The 19699-nt window shown below is 68.3% G+C and carries 9 protein-coding genes; 4 read left to right on the top strand and 5 right to left on the bottom strand.

All coding sequences use genetic code 11. From position 1 onward, the window contains the following. Positions 1–60 precede the first annotated feature (60 nt). A complete protein-coding gene (locus tag ACZLHH_RS12815; RefSeq protein ID WP_121503439.1) occupies positions 61–396 on the top strand; it encodes a hypothetical protein in 336 nt (111 codons plus the stop codon). A 130-nt stretch (positions 397–526) separates the two neighbouring features. Here the strand turns inward: ACZLHH_RS12815 and ACZLHH_RS12820 are convergent, their stop codons facing one another. After that, complete coding sequence (locus ACZLHH_RS12820; protein ID WP_177179494.1) at positions 527–991, bottom strand: general secretion pathway protein; 465 nt, start codon at positions 989–991, stop codon at positions 527–529. A 103-nt stretch (positions 992–1094) separates the two neighbouring features. Here ACZLHH_RS12820 and gspH point away from each other — a divergent pair, with 103 nt between their 5' ends. The 3 genes from gspH to ACZLHH_RS12835 are packed head-to-tail and all read left to right on the top strand — an operon-like array spanning position 1095 to position 2511. Beyond that, positions 1095–1541: a type II secretion system minor pseudopilin GspH gene (gene gspH, locus ACZLHH_RS12825; RefSeq protein WP_180844427.1), complete on the top strand. Its 447-nt coding sequence runs from the start codon at positions 1095–1097 to the stop codon at positions 1539–1541. Next, a complete protein-coding gene (gspI, locus tag ACZLHH_RS12830; protein ID WP_032128115.1) occupies positions 1538–1900 on the top strand; it encodes a type II secretion system minor pseudopilin GspI in 363 nt (120 codons plus the stop codon). Before gspH ends, gspI begins: the two co-directional genes overlap by 4 nt. After that, positions 1897–2511 (top strand): prepilin-type N-terminal cleavage/methylation domain-containing protein, encoded by a 615-nt coding sequence (locus tag ACZLHH_RS12835; RefSeq protein WP_180844426.1) that lies wholly within the window; start codon positions 1897–1899, stop codon positions 2509–2511. The genes gspI and ACZLHH_RS12835 overlap by 4 nt, the downstream gene beginning before the upstream one ends. 380 nt (positions 2512–2891) lie before the next feature. Here ACZLHH_RS12835 and ACZLHH_RS12840 read toward each other — a convergent pair whose 3' ends face one another. From ACZLHH_RS12840 to gspF, 4 genes are all read right to left on the bottom strand, one after another. Continuing rightward, positions 2892–15275: a filamentous haemagglutinin family protein gene (locus ACZLHH_RS12840; RefSeq protein ID WP_180844425.1), complete on the bottom strand. Its 12384-nt coding sequence runs from the start codon at positions 15273–15275 to the stop codon at positions 2892–2894. 196 nt (positions 15276–15471) lie between these two features. Then, complete coding sequence (locus tag ACZLHH_RS12845) at positions 15472–16647, bottom strand: substrate-binding domain-containing protein (protein ID WP_071227954.1); 1176 nt, start codon at positions 16645–16647, stop codon at positions 15472–15474. Positions 16648–17047: 400 nt separating this feature from the next. After that, a complete protein-coding gene (locus ACZLHH_RS12850) occupies positions 17048–18223 on the bottom strand; it encodes a substrate-binding domain-containing protein (RefSeq protein ID WP_049463074.1) in 1176 nt (391 codons plus the stop codon). A 272-nt stretch (positions 18224–18495) separates the two neighbouring features. Beyond that, positions 18496–19695 (bottom strand): type II secretion system inner membrane protein GspF, encoded by a 1200-nt coding sequence (gene gspF / locus ACZLHH_RS12855; RefSeq protein WP_180844424.1) that lies wholly within the window; start codon positions 19693–19695, stop codon positions 18496–18498. Between the last annotated feature and the right edge of the window lie 4 nt (positions 19696–19699).

A 19699-nucleotide genomic window follows, 5' to 3' on the forward strand; every position in this document is an offset into this window, starting at 1 on the left:
GGACACTGTCTTCGCCATACGTCTTCATTGCTGAGCGTCGGTTTTCGCAGGAGATTCAAGATGAGTGAGTCGTTGGAGGCGGGCCTTCGCCCTGCCCTCGCCCTTGCCTTGTTGCTGGCGTTGCCATCGGCCTGGGCCGGAGAGGCGAAGAAGCAGGACGATGCCGCGCCGTGCATCGAAGTACAGGTCAACGGCGAGCGCATCCCCGCCTGGGAGTGCCTGCAACGCAAACTGGCTCCGGCGCCGAAATCGGCGAAGTCACCGGCGCTGCCTGAAGCCGAACGCCTGATGCGGCAGCCGGGCAACCAGCTGATGCAGTACAACCTGGAAGGCACACGACAGCGCATGGGCGATGCCTTTGGTCGTTCGGTGGAACCGCAGCGTCCGGCGCGTTGAGCCTGCGCAGCTGTAGAGCCGGGCCCGCGCTCGGCAGGATTTTGTAGAGTCGAGCCATGCTCCACTGGATTTTGTAGAGTCGAGCCTTGCTCGACTGTTCTTCCAGACGCAGCCGAGCGCGGGCTCGGCTCTACAGGGACCCGCCCGGCACGATGCCATCGGTCGGCACCGGCGGCAGCTCAGGCACCGGCAGGCTGCGCGTTTGCCCGGCCTGGTTCAGTTCCACAGCGCTGGCGCTGATGCTGGCCAGTACCGTGCAGGGTCCGAGTCGTTGGCCGGGCGCATACGCTTCCGCTGGGCGTCCATCTACCGAGAGCAGGGCCAATGGCGCATGGTCACCCGCCATCACGCCCAGCACGACCACCTCGGTCTGCACCGCGCCGGGAGACAGCAGCCGCACCAGTGGCAGGCTGGCCACTGCATCGAACATCGGCCGTATCGGCGCCTCGGCATGCGCTTCGCTCGCGGCCGCCGCTGGCGCCACCGCAGACAGGGTGACGCTCCAGTAGGCCACCACGGCCAGCAGCAGCGTCGCCGCCAGCAGGGTCAACATCCGATTCCGATCCCAGCGCCTGCCGTCCATGTTCCACATCATCGCCACGTTCGTGTCCGCCCACGCTAGCAGGTGCGGCTGACGCTTTTGTTTCATCATGCGGGCCTACGCTGGCAGGTATCGGCCAGGACAGGAGGCAACGTCGATGCAGCGTGTGCCGCGTGGGTTCACCCTGCTGGAACTGATGGTGGTGCTGGTGATCATCGGCATCTGCACGGCCGGGATCGGTCTGGGCTTGGGCAGCCTGCTCGACCCGGGCCGGCAGCTGCGGCAGGAAGGCGAGCGGCTGGCGCAGCGCCTGCAGGTGGCGCGCGACGAGGCCCGCATCGATGGCCGCCCCCTGCGTTGGCAGGCCGACGCCGCCGGCTATCGTTTCAGCCGCCTCGAAGGCAGCCGCTGGGTCACCGTTGAACGCGATGATCTGCTGCGTCCACAGAAGTGGCAGGCTGCAGGCATCACGGTGCAGCCCACCAACGCCATCGAGCTGAGCCCGGAGTGGATCGGTACCGCCTGGGAGCTTGGACTGTCGCTGGACGGCCGCGCACTGCGTGTTCGTGATGATGGCAGCGGACAGTTGCAGGTCGTGCAGTGAAGCAGACGGCGCGCGGTTTCACCCTGATCGAGGTGCTGATCGCACTGGCGATCGTATCGATTGCACTGGCTGCGGTGATGCGCTCGGTGGCAGTGGCGACCGACGATCAGTCACGGCTGCGCGACCGTCGCCTGGCGCTGTTGTGCGCGCAGGACCGCTGGCAGGAACTGCGCCTGGCCGGGCAGCCGCCGCAGGATGCGCGGCAGCGCTGTGTGCAGGGACGCGGCAGCTTCCTGGTCCTGCAGCATCTGGGCACTGGCAGCGATGGGCAGCCGCAACTGGAATTGACCGTGGTGGCCGAAGATGCACCGCGACAGTCGCTGGCGCGGATGCAGCTGCCGTGGACGGCGGCGCAATGAGGCGCGCCGCACGCGGCTTCACCCTGATCGAGGTGATGATCGCGATCACCATCATGGGCGTGCTGGCGCTGATCTGCTGGCGTGCGCTGGACAGCGTGGCCAACAGCGACCAGCGCCTGCGCCAGGCCGATGCCGAGACCACGACGGCGCTGCGCGTGCTGCAGCAGTTCCAGCGTGATATCGAGATGCGTGCCGACGACGCGCTGATGAATGGCGCAGTGCGCCCGGCAGATCGTCCGCAGCGATTGCTGCCCCCGTCGCTGGTAAGCGAGCGGCACCCGGATGGCAGCTTCGCGCTGGAAATCACCCGCAGTGTCGGCAGTGATGGGCTGCACTGGCAGCGGGTGCGCTGGTGGCGGCAGGGCAGCACGCTGTGGCGGGCCAGTGGTGCGGCTACGGACCGGTATCCGCTGCCAGCGCCTGAGCAATCGAGAGGCATCGCGGTGGCCCGGGATGTGCATCGGTTCGAGGTGCGCGCCTGGCAGCCCGGCGCCGGTTGGGCAATGTTGCCGAGCAAGGGCGAGGTGCTGCCGGCCACCGGGCTGGAGCTGCGGCTTGGCCTTCGCGATGGGCGTGGGCCGTTGAGTTACCGGCGGGTGCTGGAGCTTTAGGACTCGTTCGTGGCACCGCATCCACGCATGGCGTGGATCTACGGCCGAGCGGCTCCTGCTGCCACGCCTGCTCTGGTGGGTGCCGACCGTTGGTCGGCACTGAGGCTGTCCGGGCATCCACGCATGGCGAGGATCTACTGCCGACCAAGGTCGGCATCTACCGTGACACATGCGCGCGTCCCTCCTGCCGCCGGGTGCTCTCCTGCACCCGGCGGCGCTGTGTCGGTGGTCCTCACCGCTGATGGCCGCTCCCTGCCCTCCGTGCCGTCCTGGCTGGGGCCGCCACCGTTCCCTGGCGGCTGGCCCGATGCTGCAGCCCGATGCGCTGCATCGGGCAATGCGTGCCGACCAAGGTCGGCACCTACCGGGGCGTGCTATGCCTATCGGCGCTGCGTGCCTTCGTCGCGGCTTGCCTGCGGGAACTGGAAGGCGCTGTTGGCGTCGTAGCCGCTATTGGCGGTCGTGCCGCGCGCCGGCGGCGCAATGCTGCTGGTGCCGCTGCCGAAGCCGAGAATCTGCACGCTGATCACTGACGGCTGGTTGCGCCGTGCGTCGTCCTGGCTCTTGCGCATCACGTCCTGTGCGGCCTGGCTGGCACTGTTCGCTGCAGCACTGGCCGACGCCAGCGCATTGACGTTCACCGTGGCCAACACCGGCAGGCCCTTGCTCTCGCCCTGCACCTGGATGTTGGCGGCGTTGAGCACCTGCAGCGCTGCCAGATTGATGTTGCCCGAGACGCGGATACCGGCCTCGCCCGCATCGATGGTGCCCAGCGGCGCGATCAGGTCGACGTCGCCCGGCGATACTTCGGCGATGGGGTTCAAGGTGGCGATGCCAGCACCGCTGGCGGGAGCCTGCGGCGACAGGATCACATTGCCCCAGCCGTCATAGACGCGACGCGGAGGCGTATACAGCAGCGTAGTCTGCGAACCGCGTCCGGCATTGATGTCACCCCGCTCCGACCAGGCCAGGATGTCACCACCGAACGTCGTCATCACCCGCGACAGACCCAGCAGCACGCTGTCCTGGCTGAACAGCCGGATATCGCCCTGCCCTTGGGTGACGAGGCCAGCGCTGGCAGGCGGCACCACGCCCTGTACGCCGACCACGATCTGGCCGCCCGGCGCCATCAGTTCGATGTGGCCGCCCGCCTCGGTGCGCACGCCGGAGCCGCCGTACATCACGATATCGCCGGTCCGGTCGATCGTCGCACCGGTCGCATCCTTGTCCGGCATCAGCGTGGCGATGGCTTCGCGCCCGCGCAGGTAGGAGCCGAAGCGGGGCCCTTCTGCATCGGTATACTCGCGCCCACCTTCGCGAAGCTCGGCATAATAGATCTGGCGCAGGAAGATGCGCTGCTGTTCCTGCGGCAGCGCATCGAACGCAGCCAGCGCCCTGTCACCGTCGGCAGCCACGCCGAAGCGTTGCTGCAGCCACTGCTTCAGTTCCTGGTCGTATACCTTGACTGCCTTGCCCGGCTGCGACGCAAGCGATTGCGCGGGATCGGCAAGGTTGACCGGGTCCAGATAGCGGGCACGCAGGGCCGCGAAATCGATCTGCTGGCTGCCGGCCGCAAGCGCGATGCTGGCACCGGGACGGGTGTCGCCCTGCACGATGCCACCGAGGCTGACGATGCTGCCCGCATCCTCCTGGCGCAGCTGGCGGCCGGCACTGATCTCGGTGTTGCCGGGGCCCGCGATGGTCGCGTTCAGATGCACGATGTCGCGGCCCGCCGCCGCCACCGTGATGTCGGTGGGCGCGGTGTTCAGCGCGGTCATCGACACCCCGAGGATGTCCCGGCCTGCCCGCAGTTGCATGGCGCCGGCGGCCTCGAACCAGTTCAGCTGCGTGCGCTGCCCGACGTTGGCATTCAGCGTGCGCTGGGCGCCGGTGGCCAGACCGATGATGTCGCCCTGCACCGCGTAGAAACGGCTCGGCGCCAGGGCCGCAGACACGGTGGACAGCGGAGTATTCGGACCAAACGCAAACAGCGGAAGCGATGCCTCCGGCGATGCAATGTTGCCGTCGACCGACAGGTTGTGCCGCGAGCGGGTCACATTGCCGCTGGAATCCCCTTGCTCGGCCATGAATGCCGGGTCGAAGGGTCCCGGCAGGCGCGCGTCGCTGGCGGAGCGCGCGATCTGGGTCGCGCCACGCTGGGCAAAGATGCCGCCACCGGCCAGGACGTCCAGCCGTCCTGTCGCCGAGGGTGCCAGCAGGATCACATCCTGCGTCCCCGGCGTGGTGCTGATCCGGTCCAGCTTGATGTCGCCCTGCGCAGCAATGGCACTGAAGCGCGAAGGATAGAGCCAGTAGTTCAGCAGCTCCTCCCGGCTGCCCGGTGCCAGCGCAACCTGCTCAGGCCACAGATTGCTGCCGGTCACGTTCTCCGGCCCGGCCAGGCCCGGCGCGAGGTCGCCACCGGCACTGAACAGGTCCACGGCGGTCGTGTCGGTCCACAGGGAGAACCAGGTGCTGCCCGCAGCGCGGCTGCCGTTGTCCTGCACCACCGCGCTGTAGTTGGCCAGCGGAACCCGGCCGGCATCGGCGACGCCGCCGAGCACCACATCGCCCCGCGCCTGCAGCTGCGCGGCGGCGTCGCCCAGCACCAGCACCGGCCCGCCCATCGCGCGGGCGGCGTCGGGCGCAAACAGGTCTGCCGCGCGCTGCTGACCCAGCGTGGCGTAGCTTTCCAGGGTCACGCCCATTGCACCGATGCGCCCCGCGTCGAGCTGCAGGCTGCCACGCAGATTGCTGAAGGTACCGTTGAGGTCGAGATTCTGTCCCGCCCTGGAGGCATTGAGGCTGGAGAACGTCGCCCGCAGATTCGGATTCAGTGCGCCACCGATACGCAGTTGCAGGTCGCCTCCGCCGGTCAGGTGCAGCTGGCCATCGCTGACCCGGCCGGTCGATCCCACCGCCGCGATGATCGCACCCGAGCGCGGTGCGATCGTCGAGTCCAGCGCGTCACCTATCGCATCGCGCACGCCGGCGTCACGCCCGGCCTCCAGCGTCAAGTTGCCGCCGCCCAATGTACCGAAGCCGGTGAAGCCGACCATCCGCGGAGAGGCGCCAGCAGCAGCGGACACGTTGGTGTAGGCGCCAAAGTTCACCCACCAGCTGGTCGGCACCGGCTCCACGCCGGTGGTGCTGCCGGTTCCCTGCCGCCACAGCCAATTGCCGACCGCGGCACTGGAGTACAGCGCCCAGTCGCGCTCGCTGGTGCCCGACTCTGCGCGCCCGGTCCAGACGTCACCGACGATATCTCGCCCGGCTTCGACGCGCAGGTTGCCGCCATGATCGGGATACCAGGCCTGGTAGCCGGCCAACGCGGCATCATAGCTGCCCGGCACCAGGTTCGGACCCAGCAGTGCGGTGTTCCTGGGGGCTGCTGCACGGGGCGAATTGAAGGCCGCGTCGCGGCCCTCGCCCAGCGTTGTGGGAGTGCCGGCCGTGTATACACCGAAGCCGGACTTCATCACGACGTCACCGGCAGCGAGCAGCTCCAGGTCCCCCTTGCCGGTGCGCAGCACGCTCCAGGCCGGCGTGCCCGCGCGCTTGCCGTAGGTGGTCACTTCGGTCTGCGTGCCACCACCGGCGCAGTAGCTGGGTGCGGTACTGCAGAACTCGTCTTCGGTCATGCCGAACATCGCCGCGAAGTCCTTCGCAGGGGTGCCCACGTAGGATTCGTCGCCCCAGTAATCCAGCGAGCCCTGCGCGGCCACCTGGCGGGGTGCCGGGCCGCAGTAGTCGGCCGACATCGCGCAGAACTCATCTTCGGTGAAGCCGAACATGTCGGCCAGCTCCGCGATCGGGCGGCCCGCATAGGAGGTGTCGCCGATCCAGTCCAGCGATGCCTGCTCGGTCAGCGCGCGATCACCCACCCAGATGATTTCGGTCTTGACCGTTCCGATCGAGCCCTGGTGGGTGTCGGCCAGCACCACGCTGCCTTCGCTGCCCCAGCGCCGGCTGCGTGGATCGGCTGCCCCGGCATCGGCGCCGGCAACCACGGTCAGGTCCCAGGAGGTGGTGCCCTCGGCCAGCATCGGCGCCAGCGCCCAGTTGCGCCCCTGGTTGCCGTCGGCATCGGCCGGCCGCAGATTCACCGGCCCGTTGCCGGGCAGCTCCACCTTGGTCAACGATGGGATGTACGCGCCCACCTTGAGCTCGACTTCGCGTGCCAGGCGCAGCGCAACCGGCAGCACCGCGCCGGCGGGCCACTCCTGTGCCGCCATCTGTACGGCGCTGCGCAGGCGGAAACCGGCCCCCAGGCGCGCACCGGCCGCCAGCACCAGCGGCTCCTGCAGCACGGTACCCGCCGCCAGCGTCTGCCCGGAATCGGTGGTCACCGCCGCACCCAGCACCGTGCCCGCAGGCAGGCGCAGGGTCTGCGAGATCACCATCGCCGCGGGCAGCACGGTACCGACCGGAAGCGTTACCGATTCGAACGGCACGTCATAGTTCAGGCGGGTGCCGGCCTGGAACTCGGTGCCGGGCTGCAGCTTCACTCCGTCCACCGGCACCACCAGGCCGCTACCGAAGGGCGTGTGCCCGGCGCTGCCATTGCGAGCCTCATACAACTGCCAACCGCCCTCGTCCGGCGTGGACGGCGGCGGTGCGAAACCATCGTTGATGCTGCCATAGACGTTGATGTTGCCTTCGGCGCGCAGTACCAGCGAAGCCGATTCACCGAAGCCACGCCGCGATGGATCGGCGCGGTTGGCTTCGGGCCCGTAGCGGTAGCCGGACAGATCGATGTCGCCGGCAATGGTCAGGTCGCCCTCGGGATTGGCGTCGCTGCGCCGCGCCACCACCTGCACGCCGGGACGCAGGCGGACGTCGCCCAGCGCGGCGGTGCGCTGCTGCAGATCCGGATTGCCCAGCGCGCCATCGATCCAGGCCACGCTGTGCGGATCGACCACCTGGTCCAGCCACTGCTGGGTGACCAGCTGCGCGCGGTTGCCGCGCACATCCGCGGTGGTGGCCAGGGGCGCATCGTCGTAGCGACGGACACCATTGAGCTGGATGTCGGCCGCGCCATCGATGCGCAGGCCGCTGGCCGCGGCAATCGCCGCGTCGTTGCTGCCCAGCCGCGGCACATCGATCTTCAGCGAGCCCCGCGCCATGCCGTCGTTCTGTCCAGGGCCGTCACCGAGGGCAACGTCGCTGCCTGCACGCATGTCCAGATGTGCCGCGCTGCCCAGACCAACGGCGCCTTCGGCGCTGCCCAGCGTGATGGTGGCCCGGTTCGGACTGTCGATGATCTTGCCATGGCTGTCCACGCGCAGGCCGGTACCGTGCGCGTCCAGCGTGCCGTCCACCTGCAACTGATCACGGGCGTACAGGCGGATGCTGCCGACCTGCTCGCCGCTGGCATCGATGCGGCCGGCCACGGTCATGCTGCCCGCGTCGACACTGATGTCGACCCGGCGCGCCTTCACTTCGTCGCCGATCCGCAGATCGCCTTCACCGATCTGGAAGCTGCGACCACCGACGACGCCGCCGGCGGTCAATCGCTGGTTGAGGCCGGTGAAGTCCTGCAACTGGCGTGCCCGCACCACCAGTTCACCACCGTCGTAGGGCACCAGCGTGCCACCGGCATCGTAGCGGCCACTGGCGGTGCCCTGCAGATCACCCGCCAGATCGGCTCGGCCGGCCATTGCGGTGACCGTCATGCGCCCGCCGCGGTTGTTGCGGGCGGAAACATCGATGCGGGAGGCCGCATCGGTGCGGATGTCCCCCGTGTCGCTGGACAGCAGGACATCACCGCCCCAGCTGAACTTGTCCACGTCGTACAGCGAGACCTTGCGCCCGGCCAGATCCAGCGCCGCCCGGCTGCCAAGCGTGATGCCCTCGCGCGCGTTCGCAGACAGCCGTCCTGACGCCAGCGCGATCGTGCTGTCCAGCGTGATCCGGTTGGCGTCGATGCTCAGCTCACTGCCCAGTGCATCGCCACCCGCCTTGCCGGTGCCCCCCTGCAGGCGGAAGTCGCCGCCGGTGCGCACGCGCAGCTGCGCGGCGGGATCGGCGGTCAACAGCGGTGTATCGATACCCAGGCTGCCTCCGCTGTACTGCCAGCCCTTGTCGGCCAGATAGTCGCCGCGCTGCTGGAACACGTCCAGCGTGCCCTGCGCGGAGAACGACAGCTGCTCCGAAGCACTCAGGTTCAGCGCACTAAATCCGAGTACCTGACGGTTGGCAGGCACCTCGGAGCTGGGACGGCTGAACGGGGCGCGCGCCAGCTGCAGGTTGCGGGTGACGATGTCCAGCTGCCCCGCGCCGAGCCGGTCCACCATCGGATCGGCCGGCGGCACCGACGCATCGCTGCCCGGCGCCTGCGTCGCCGCCAGCGAACCGTCCCAGACCAGTGTGTCCACCAGGATGCGCGCACGGTCGCTCGCCGCACCATAGCCATGGATGGCCTGCGCGCCCAGTACCAGCGTCTGCAGGCCACCGCGGCCGGTGGCACTGTCGCGCGCATCCAGGTCGACGCTGCCGAAGACGTTGACCGAATCCCGTGCGACCAGGCTCAGCGTATCCAGCGCCGGTGCGCCGGTGGCATCATTGCCGCGCAGCAGCTGCTGCAGCACGGACTGGTTCATGGTCATGCCATTTGGCAACGCCCCTGCGGCCGCCGCCTGCGCGATCGCCTCGGCGGTGCCGAGGTTGAGCGCCGCCATGCTCACGCCAAGCTGACGCGTGCCATAACGGGCGGAATCGCGCATCTGCAGCACACCATCGGTGGCCACCCCGATGCTGCCATCGGACACCAGCCGTGCCTCGCCTTCGCAGTCGTTCTGGCAGCCGCCGATGTCGATCGCGACCGGCCCGGCCGCCACACCGGTCGTACCGGTGATCAGGTTCAGGCGCTGGTTCGAGACGGCCAGCAGGCCGCCATTGACCTGATAGGGCACGGTCGGCGCGGACGCGCTGTCGCGTGCGAAAGACAAGGTGTCGAGTGTCGCCCCGGCTTCGACCAGGATGCCGCTGCCACCGGACGCCGCAGCCACCAGTATCTCCGGTGCCTGCAGGGTCGCACCGGAGCGGATCGCCACATCGCGCACCGAGCCGGACACCGCCACCAGCGAAGCCGACTCGTTGAACTGTCCGCCGATCACCATGCGTTCCGGCCGCAGCGCATTGAGTGCGTCGTCGGTGAAGGTCGCGCCGCGATCGTGCGCCTGCGACGGACTGCCGGCAGCAGCGACCTCCAGCGAACCCACGGCCGGGCTGGCGAGCGTGGCGACCAAGGTACCGCCGCGTCCCTTTTCATTGGCCGCGGAGAAACGCGCCGTGCCGGCGAAGTCGATGGCCGCGGTTCCCTCGCGACCAGCGCCTTCACCCAGTGCCAGGGTCAGGCCCAGCGCATCGATGGTCTGCCAGCCGCGCGCCTCGCCACGACGGTCGGCGGTGGCCTGCACGAAGCTGTTGTAGCTGGTTTCGTTGTAGCCGGAATGCCGGCGTACCACCGCCGCCGGCGTCAGCAGGATATCGGTGAGCAGCGGCGACGCCACCCCGCCCAGTGCCGATCCCTGCCGGCCGGACACGCGCCAGGTACCGGTGCCGGTCTGGATCGGCTGTGGCACGCCGGAGGTCCCCGTCGCGCCCAGCTCGACGCGGAATGCACCCGGCTGCAGCGCAAAGCTCGCCGGCAGCAATGTGTAGGTGCCCGCAGGCAGGCCGGGAACGCCGGCGGGTACGGTGATCTGCTGGCCCACCGCTGGAGCAGCGAAGCCATCATCACTGCTGGGTGCGAAGCTGCCGGCACGTCCCGGCACGATCGCGTACACCGGGTTGCCGGAGGCACTGAACGCATAGCGCGGGTTGGCATCGGCCAACGCGGTGCGCAGCACGTCGACGGAGCCACCGCGGCCTGAGACGAATGCCGCGCCGGTCAGTTCGCCGCCACCTGACACGTCCAGCAGCGCACCGGCATGCACATCCACGTCGTTGGCGGTAAGGGTCACGCCCTTGGACGCAATGCCGGCCGGCGTCAGTGACTCCAGGCTGCTGCTGCCCCTTCTCCACGACACACCGTCCACGGTACCGCCGTAGGGCAGCGCCAGACCTGCGCCACTGGTGGAGGTGATGCTGCCCGGCAGCAGCTCCACCCGGCTGGCGCGTGTGCCGCCCAGGACCAGGCCGCCCAGCTGCAGCGCCCCCATCGGCGCCTGCACGTTGCCGCCCTGCTGCACGGTGGCTGCCACCAGCTGCAACGCGCCCAGCGCTGACTCGGGCGGAGTGGTCGCCGCCGTACCCGTACCCCGGATGCGCAGCACCGCATCCGGATCTGACCAGTATCCGGGCGTCGCCACGGTCGCCGCAGACGCACCCGCGACCAGATAGCCCGTCGCACCGGAGGTGGGGTACAGCCGGGCGGCACTCACGTCCATCGACCCGCTCGCCATCAACGCACTGATCGATCCGCCGTTGGACACCGCGTTGAGCAGCCGCACGTCGCTGCGGCTGTCGAGCACGACCTGGTTGAAGCCGGGCAGCCAGGTGACATCACGGATGTCGATCAGATCAGCCCTCGCCGACAGCACGTGGTCGCCTTCCGCAGCCGACGCCACGGTATCGGTGACCACCAGGTTCTCACCCGGCAGCGACTGCCAGTGCGACTGTGCCAGCAGCAGGTGCGGAGCACTCAGCGAAATGCCGCTGGACTGCGGTGCTGCCACGGCCATGCCGAGGCTTGACTGCCCCTGTCCGTAGATGCGCAGGCTCTGGCCCATGCGCAGGTCGACATCGCCCTCCGCGCGGACGTCACCGAATACGGACAGGGTGTCGAAGCCACCGGCCTGGATCTGCTCCACCGACAGCGCCGCGTGCCCATACTCCAGCCGGTCCGGCAGCACCGCGTCGGCCGGGCTGCGCTGGCTGAGCGTAATGCCGCGCGCGCGCAGCACCTCCTTGCTCGCGCCGCGCGCATGAACGCTGCCACCAAAGGCCACGCCCAAGGTGCCGCCATGCGCGCCACTGCCGCCGGCAGAGGCATCCATTGCGCCGTCCAGGTACAGAGCGTTGGCCGAACGCAGCACGATCTGCCCGCCGTCGCTGTCTACCCGGGTGCGCCCCTTCCCGTCGACATCCAACGGCGCCGAGGCGCCCGCTGCCCGCAGCTGCGCGCCACGCTCGAGCACGACGAAGGCTTCAGGCGGACGGTTGTCCACCGACGCGGAGCTCTCCCAGTCGAGCGCGCCGCCGATCTCGATGCGCCCCCCCGCCCGCACCTGTCCCTGCAGGCGGCCACCGGCGTCGGCCAGTGACACCGCATCCGCACTGGCATCCAGCAGCGCACCGTCGGCGAACCGCCAGGTCCGCTCGCTCCGCTGCCCGGCATAGAGCGTGGTCGGCAGGCGCACATCGTCGATGCTGATGCGTCCTCCCTGCGCACGCAGCGTGCCTTCCACATCGATGTTGCCGGCGCCGAGCAGGGAGATCGCCTGCCCCGGGTCGACCTCGATCAGTGCGGCCTTGCCCACCCGCAGGTCGCCGCCGACGCTGTTGCGATCCGAGCGCAGGCTCACGCTGGCACCGCTGCGCTGGCGGACCAGCCCGCTCATCGGATCGGCACTGTAGAGCGGTGCCAGCCAGCTCTCCAGTGCCTCCTTCCGGTCCGTCGCGACGCGCGCGTCTGCGGTCATCCGAAGGCCCGGCATGCGCGCTGCCAGCTGCGTGCCATCGGCAACCTCCAGCCCTTGATGGCCATTGATGTCGTACTGGGCAAAGCCACTGCCGAACAGGCCGGCATCCACCTGCAGCGCTGCTGGGTCCGCCGGATCCGCATCGCCCACCCGCACCCGGCCACCGGTGCCCAGCGAGAACGTGCCGCTGCCCTGGCCACGGCCACTGAACCGGCTCCCCTCGCCCAGCTGCACCCGGCCACTGCCGTCGGTCGCAACTGTGCTGCTGTTCGCCTGCAGGCTGACGCTGCCCCCTTTGCCGATGCGGCCCTTGCCGCGCAGGTCCAACGCGGCGCCGGCCTCCACGTCAACCGTTGCCTCGGCGCCCACGACCACGTCATGACTGTTGCTCAGGCTCAGGCGACCGCCATCCGTCCAGGCACCGCTCGCGTCGAGCGGCATCGCCAGTGACGCATTGCTCCATTCACCGGAGAGATCGATCCGCGTGCCGTCGGCAATGGCGGTGCGGGCGCGGCCATCGTGCAGCAGCGCCGTCGGCCGGCCCTGGACGTCCAGCAGGTTGCCCGCCGACAGCTGGCCGCCGGCAATGCCGATGTCGCCTGCCAGTTCCACCTCGCTGCCGGTCAGATTGAGCTGTCCGCCTGCCTGAAGGCGAAGGCTGCCATCGATGCGGATGCGATCGGCGGTCGCCAGGTCGATCCGTCCCCACTGCTGGGCACTCAGCTCTGCGGTATCCAGCCACACTGTGTCACGCCGCTCCTCGTTGACCGGCGCCAGCAGCGACCACGCCGCCTTCGTCGGAGCCTTGTCATCCAGGCGCACCTCCGAGCCGAACACACCGCTGCGACCCTGGCCGTCGTAGCGCCCCAGGTACAGCTGCGCATTGCGCGCGACCGCCGTCTGCGCCTGCGCATAGCCGTCCAACCCGGTATCCGGCCTGCGGTTCTGCTGCGCGCCCTGGAAGGTGGCAGTCTCAACCTTCCCGTCCAGCACCGCAGTGGGTGCGGAGACGATCAGGCGTCCTGCATCACGGCCGACCGTGTACCCATTATCGACACGCTGCGCCGCGAATACGATCGGATCACGGAAGGTCTCGGTGATGCCCCAGCGCTCCTGCTTTACTTCGTGGCCCCTGTACAACCCATCGAACAGCATCTCCGCCGGCGCATCATCAAGGCGGTAGACCTGGCCATCGACGCCGCGCACCCAGCTCTGCCGGATCACGCCGCTCTGCACATCCAGGCTGCCGCCGGCAAGGTTGATGCGTGAGCCGCCATGCGTGATCACTTCCCTGCCGCCCAGCAGGACGGTGCCTCCCTGCGCGGCCCATTCGCCGATCGAGTGCCCCTGGTTGTCGAGATAGCCACCCACTTCCAGCAGGCCGCCTGCAGCGTACCAGCGCTCACCCTCGTAGCCCCCGGTACCGGCCGGAACGTGGACCAGCCTGCGGCGGTCGACCCAGACTTCGCTGCTGGTCAGCTTGCCGCTGTCGCGGTTGTCCAGGGCGTCGCGCAGTTCGTTGCCCTGCACCTTGACCTGGACATTGTTGCTCTCCATCGACACCTGTACGCCCACTGCGCCGGACACGTCCACGCGCGCGGCGTCGCCTACGTAGCTGCGGGCCGCCGCATCGGCGATGATCTGGCCGCCCGTGGCAACCGTCAGCGAATCCGCACTGAAATGGATGTTGCCACCCGAAACGATCTCCACCCGCGACTGGTCCCGGCGATCATTGTGCTGGGACAGATTGTCGAAAGTTGCCGAGCGCGCGCCGGCGCGGATCGCGTCCTGCTCTGCCGACTCCTTGATGAGGCTGTTGCGCTGGGTATCCAGCACCGTGGCCTTGCCATCGTCCTCGATCAGCACCGCCGTGGTGGCTCCATCGGCAAGCGTGACGCTGCTGCCGGCATCACTGGCCGAAGCCAGAAGATGCACGGTGCCGCGCTGCGCAAGCGTGGTGCTGGCCACGGCCACACCGGCCTGCTCGACGCTGCGCCCGGCCAGGGTCACGTCACCCTCGCGGGCGCGCAGCAGGCCGGTGTTGCGCACGCTGCCAGCCGTGCTGCCAGCGATGAAGCGCGGCGCGATTTCATTGCCGCGGGTGGTGGAGCTGGTATTGGTCGCCGTACCCACGCCGCGCCGGATCACGAAACTGTCACCGGCAGCGAGCTGCACCTGGCCTTTGCGCGCCTCGATATGTCCTGCATTCTCCACGCTGTGCCCGGCCAGCAGCACGTAACCACCGCCGCGCGTCGCACTGGTCGGCTCATGGGTCGCGATGCGGGCGCCCTGCTCCACCATCACCTTGCCGAATGCATCGCTGAGCGCGCTGCTGCTGGCGTCGGGGCTGTACAGGCCATTGTCGCGGAACTGCGCATCGCTGATCCGTGCTGCAGCCGCCAGCAGATTGCGTACATTGACCTGGCTGTTGTTGCCGAACACCACCCCGTTGCGGTTGGCCACGAACACCGTGCCATTGGCCTTCAGCTGGCCCAGGATCTGGCTGGGCCGCGCCTGCGGATCATTGACCCGGTTCAGCACGGCCCAGTCAGGGTTCTGCAGGAAGTTCAGCGTGGTGTTGCCGCCGATGTTGAAGGTCTCCCAGTTCAGGATTGCCTTGTCCGCGGTCTGCTCGACCGTGACCTGCACCCGCCCGTCGCTGCCCTGCGACTGGATCGCCTCGCGCGCATTGAGCCAGCCGCGGGTCAGCGGGTTCTGGTCGACGCTCAGGCCGTCCTTGCCGAGGCCATCGGCAACGATGAAGCCAGCCTCGCGGCGCGCCTGCCGCGCCTGTTCCTGCAAGCGCTGCTGCAAGGCAATCGCCTGCGCCGCGGTGCCGAGATTGTCGATCGACTGCTGCAGCTTCTGCCGTGCTGCATCCTGCTGCTGGGCCGGCAACTGGAACTGGATCGGCACGCCGTTGGGCATCCGGCCACTCTGTGCCGCGCTGCCCTGAGCCGCGCCCCGTTCGGCGAACCAGCCCGGGCTGAACGCCTGCTGCGCCTGGCTGGCCGGGGCCACCATGCTGCCCAGTGCGACCGCGATGGCCCACGCCATCGGATGATTGCGGCGCATCGGCGCGGCCGGATGAACAGCGGACGGGAGCGGGTGCGACATCGGAACCTCATCAACCTGGGGGCCGCGGCTGCGGCGACGATCGGGGAGGCACGCGCAACGCATGCCCTGCCCCTGATAGACGGTTCACGTGACACGAAGCCGACAGCGAAACGCTGCAGTGGCACCGTCGCGGAAATGGCGACGCCGGCCCAGGAGGCCGGCGTCGGGTCAAGCAGGACTCAACCAGTGCTGCGGATTACAGCGGACGACCGATGCCCGAGCAGGTGCTGGGGTTGTTCAGGCCGGCAGCGCTGCTGGCCAGCACGAAGCGGTTGCGGATCGCATCGCGCCACATCTTGGGCAACGGGGCGAAGCCATGGCCGGTGATCGATGCCTCGTAGGCTGCCGGGTAGGCCGCCGAATAGTGGCGAGCCAGGAAACCCCTCAGCTTATTGGCAACCGTCTGATCCTTGTAGCACTGACCAATCAAGAGGTACGTGTAGCCGATGATGGGGTAGATGACTGAAGGATTGCCCATGTAGGGAGCCCAGTTGGCAGGGTCCTGAGCAGCGATGCCGGACGGAGGATCGAAAACAGTCAGGATGAATTCCCATTGCGCCCGATCCGGCGAGAAGCCTCTGACCTTTGCGACCTTGGTCGCATCGGTCAGGCTCGGGATCACGTCCGGCCCGGCGTAGCCGATACGGCCTTCAAACGCGTAGACAGCGTTGTACAGCGAGGTGTCCCCGGTGGCCGGGGCGGCCACCAGGAACCCCGGCAGGCTGCCGTTGGCATCGCGCTTGTAAAGGTCGGCGAAGGTCGACTTGATGGCGAACGTGCCGCCCACCAGGTTCGAGGTCTCAGCCCGCTCACGGGCGCAGTTAGTGGCAAGGAATCGGGTGAGAATCTCGCTGGTTCCGCTGCTTTCCGGACGGTACACGACCTGGATCGGGCCGCTGCGGTCGGTGTCGATGGTCGACCAGTCGCTGATCGCACCCGAGAACACGCCGCAGATCTGCGCCACGCTCAGGTCCACCGCCGAACCGGCCTTGTTGAACGGGATGGTGACCGAGGTGGCCACCGACGGCACCTGGATCAGCGCGCCGTAGCGGTTGGCGTTGGTCGGCCGGTTGAAGTTGGTGGTGTAGGTACTCAGCTCGGCGCTGCTCAGCACCGAATCGCTGCCAGCGAAATGGACGGTGCCGGTGGTCGAGAACAGCGCCGAATTGTTTTCCAGAAACGCCTTCTTGCCGGTACCCGATCCGGTCACGGCGTAGCTGAAGTTCGCCGGCAGGATGCTGTCGGCCGAACCCTTGTAGAGGTCGGCGGGCAGCGAGGCACCGCCGCCGGTAACGGTCTGCGCCGAGGCGGCGCCCACGGTAGCGAGCAGCATGGTGGCAACCAGCGCGGCGAGAGTCTTGTACTTGTACATGATCTTCTCCTGAAGGGTTTACTGCGAAGGGAAACGCCAAGGGAGGTACCGTTACTGCACGCCTACTGTCATCTCCCAGCCCGCTGCATGAGGACACGTCCATCCTCATTCGTGCCTACGCGAGCTCTGCAGCGCAGCCCCGTGTTGCCGGACCACCAACCGCAGCTGGAGGCGTCCGACGTCGTGCATTCGCCTGATGCGAGTGACCGCGCACTGGACCGCACCGGCGGCGGTGATCGGAGACACGCGCAACGCATGCCCTGCCACTGATAGACGGTTCGCGTGACATGAAGCCGACAGCGTGCAGCGGACCATGACGTTGCACGCCGCACGGCGGAAATGGCGACGCCGGCCATAGGGGCCGGCGCCGGGTCAAGCTGGGTTCACGCGGTGCTGCGGATTACAGCGGACGGCCGATGCCCGAGCAGGTGCTCGGATTGTTCAGGCCGGCCGCGCTGCTGGCCAGCACGAAGCGGTTGCGGATCGCATCGCGCCAGGCCTTGGTCAGCGGGATGAAACCATGGCCGGTGATCGACGCCTCGTAGGCCGCCGGGTAGGTCGCCGGATAGTGACGGGCCAGGAAGCCGCGCAGGCTGGTGGCAACCGCCGAATCCTTGTAGCACTGGCCGATCACCAGGTTGGTGTAGCCGGCAATCGGATAGCCGGCCGACGGGTTGCCGAACACCGGCACCCAGTTGGCGGGGTTCTCGGCAGCGGTGCCGGTCGGCGGAGCGACAGTATCCAGGGTGGCCTGCACGCTCACCTGGTCAGGCGAGAAGCCCTTGACCTTGGCAACCTTGGTCGCATCGGTTAGGCTCGGGATCACGTCCGGGCCGACGTAGCCGATGCGGCCATCCGCCGCATAGACAGCGTTGTACAGCGAGGTGCCGCCCGTGGCCGGCGCGGCAACCAGGAAGGCCGGCAGATTGTTGTTGGCATCGCGCTTGTACAGGTCGGCGAAGGTCGACTTCACGGCGAACGTGCCGCCGACCAGGTTCGAGGTCGCAGCCGGCTCGGCGGCGCAGGCGGCAGCCAGGAAGCGGGTGAACATTTCGCTGGTTCCGCTGCTCTCGGTGCGGTAGACCACACGGATCGGACCGCTGCGGTTGGCGTCGATGGTCGACCAGTCGCTGATCGCGCCCGAGAACACGCCGCAGATCTGCGCCACGCTCAGGTTGACGGCCGAACCCGGCTTGTTGAACGGGATGGTCACCGAGGTGGCCACCGACGGCACCTGGATCAGCGCGCCGTAGCGGTTGGCATTGGTCGACTGGTTGTAGTTGGTGGTGTAGGTGCTCAGTTCGGTCGCGCTCAGCACCGAGTCGCTGCCAGCGAAATGGACGGTGCCGGTGGTCGAGAACAGCGCCGAATTGTTCTCCAGGAACGCCTTCTTGCCGGTGCCCGAACCGGTCACGGCGTAGCTGAAGTTGGCCGGCAGGATGCTGTCAGCCTGGCCCTTGTAGAGGTCGGCCGGCAGCGATGCACCGCCGCCGGTAACGGTCTGCGCCGACGCGGCGCCCACGGTAGCGAGCAGCGCGGTGGCAACCAGCGCGGCCAGGGTCTTGTACTTGGTCATGATCTTCTCCTGAAGGGTTTACTGCGAAGGGAAACGCCAAGGGAGGAACGGTCATTGCACGCCTGCTGTCGCCAGGGGCCTCCCAGCCCGCTCTGCGACGACGTGACTATGCTGGTCCGTGCCGATGACAGGCCGCTTAAGAAACCTGTGGAAGATCGAAAAAAGGTGTGGAGGATTGTGTGGAGAAAATCCAGGTGTCACTGGATCCACGCCATGCGTGGACGCACCGCATATGACGCGAGTCGCGCGATCCATCCACGCATGGCGTGGAACTACTGCACCAGCTGGTTCATTTCCATGATCGGCATCAGCACCGCCAGCACGATCGTCAACACCACGCCGCCCATCACCAGGATCATGGTCGGTTCCAGCAGTGCGGTCAGTGCCATCGCGCGGCGCTCGATCTCGCGCGAGATCGTCTGTGCAGCGCGGTCCAGCAGTGGCGCCAGCGAACCGGTCTTCTCGCCGCTGGCCACCAGGTGCACCAGGATCGGCGGATACACTTTCTGTACCTTCAACGCCGCACCCAGTGCCGCACCTTCGCGTACGCGCGCAGCCACATCATCGGCACAGCGCGCCAGCAGCGCGTTTCCCAGGGTCTGTCGCGCTGCTTCCAGTGCACGCAGCAGCGGCACACCGGCATCCAGCAGGATCGCCAGCGTCGAGGCGAAGCGCGCACTGTTCACGCCCAGCACGAAGCGTCCGATCATCGGCATCCGCAGCAGCATCGCGTCCCAGCGCAGGCGCAGTTCGGGCCGGCGCAACGCCAACCGCCATGCCACCACCAGCGCAGCGACGCCGAGCCCTGCCCACACACCCCAGCTGCGCACGAACGCGCTGGCCGCCAGCATCACCTGGGTCAGCATCGGCAGCGTCTGCCGCGCCTGCACGAACGCGGTCACCACCTGCGGCACCACGTAGCTGAGCAGGAAGATCACGATCGCCACCGACACCAGGCTGATCGCCGCTGGGTAGATGAAGGCGGTCAGTACTTTGGCCTGCAGCGCGTTGCGTTCTTCGATGTAGTCGGCAAGGCGCTCCATCACCCGTGCCAGGTCGCCGGAGTCTTCACCTGCGCCTACCAGCGCCCGATAGATCGGCGGAAAATCGCGCGGCCGCGCAGCCAGCGCAACGGTCAGGCGCTGGCCGGCACGCACGTCGGCGCGTACGGCGGTGAGTGCCTGGGCCACATGCGGGCGCTCGGCCTGTTCGATCACCGCACTCAATGCACCTTCCAACGGCAGGCTCGCGGCCAGCAGGCTGGCCAGCTGGCGCGTGGCCCAGGCCAGCTCGCTGGCGGACAGCCGGCGCGTGCCCCAGCCACTGCCCACACTGCGCGCCGCGCTGACCTGCACGGGCGTCAGCCCACGACCGCGCAGCACCTGGCGCGCGCCGCGCGGGCTGTCGGCGTCCAGCTGACCCTTCTCGATGCGGCCCTGCGCGTTGGCAGCCTGGTAGTCGAACAGTGCCATGCAG

The organism is Stenotrophomonas sp. 28608_Sma (assembly GCF_056486185.1).

Excerpts from the sequence above, each read along its gene's own strand:
- ACZLHH_RS12815 (WP_121503439.1), top strand. The coding sequence starts at position 61 with ATGAGTGAGTCGTTGGAGGCGGGCCTTCGCCCTGCCCTCGCCCTTGCC.
- ACZLHH_RS12820 (WP_177179494.1), bottom strand. The coding sequence starts at position 991 with ATGATGTGGAACATGGACGGCAGGCGCTGGGATCGGAATCGGATGTTG.
- gspH (WP_180844427.1), top strand. The coding sequence starts at position 1,095 with ATGCAGCGTGTGCCGCGTGGGTTCACCCTGCTGGAACTGATGGTGGTG.
- ACZLHH_RS12835 (WP_180844426.1), top strand. The coding sequence starts at position 1,897 with ATGAGGCGCGCCGCACGCGGCTTCACCCTGATCGAGGTGATGATCGCG.
- ACZLHH_RS12840 (WP_180844425.1), bottom strand. The coding sequence starts at position 15,275 with ATGTCGCACCCGCTCCCGTCCGCTGTTCATCCGGCCGCGCCGATGCGC.
- ACZLHH_RS12845 (WP_071227954.1), bottom strand. The coding sequence starts at position 16,647 with ATGTACAAGTACAAGACTCTCGCCGCGCTGGTTGCCACCATGCTGCTC.
- ACZLHH_RS12850 (WP_049463074.1), bottom strand. The coding sequence starts at position 18,223 with ATGACCAAGTACAAGACCCTGGCCGCGCTGGTTGCCACCGCGCTGCTC.
- gspF (WP_180844424.1), bottom strand. The coding sequence starts at position 19,695 with ATGGCACTGTTCGACTACCAGGCTGCCAACGCGCAGGGCCGCATCGAG.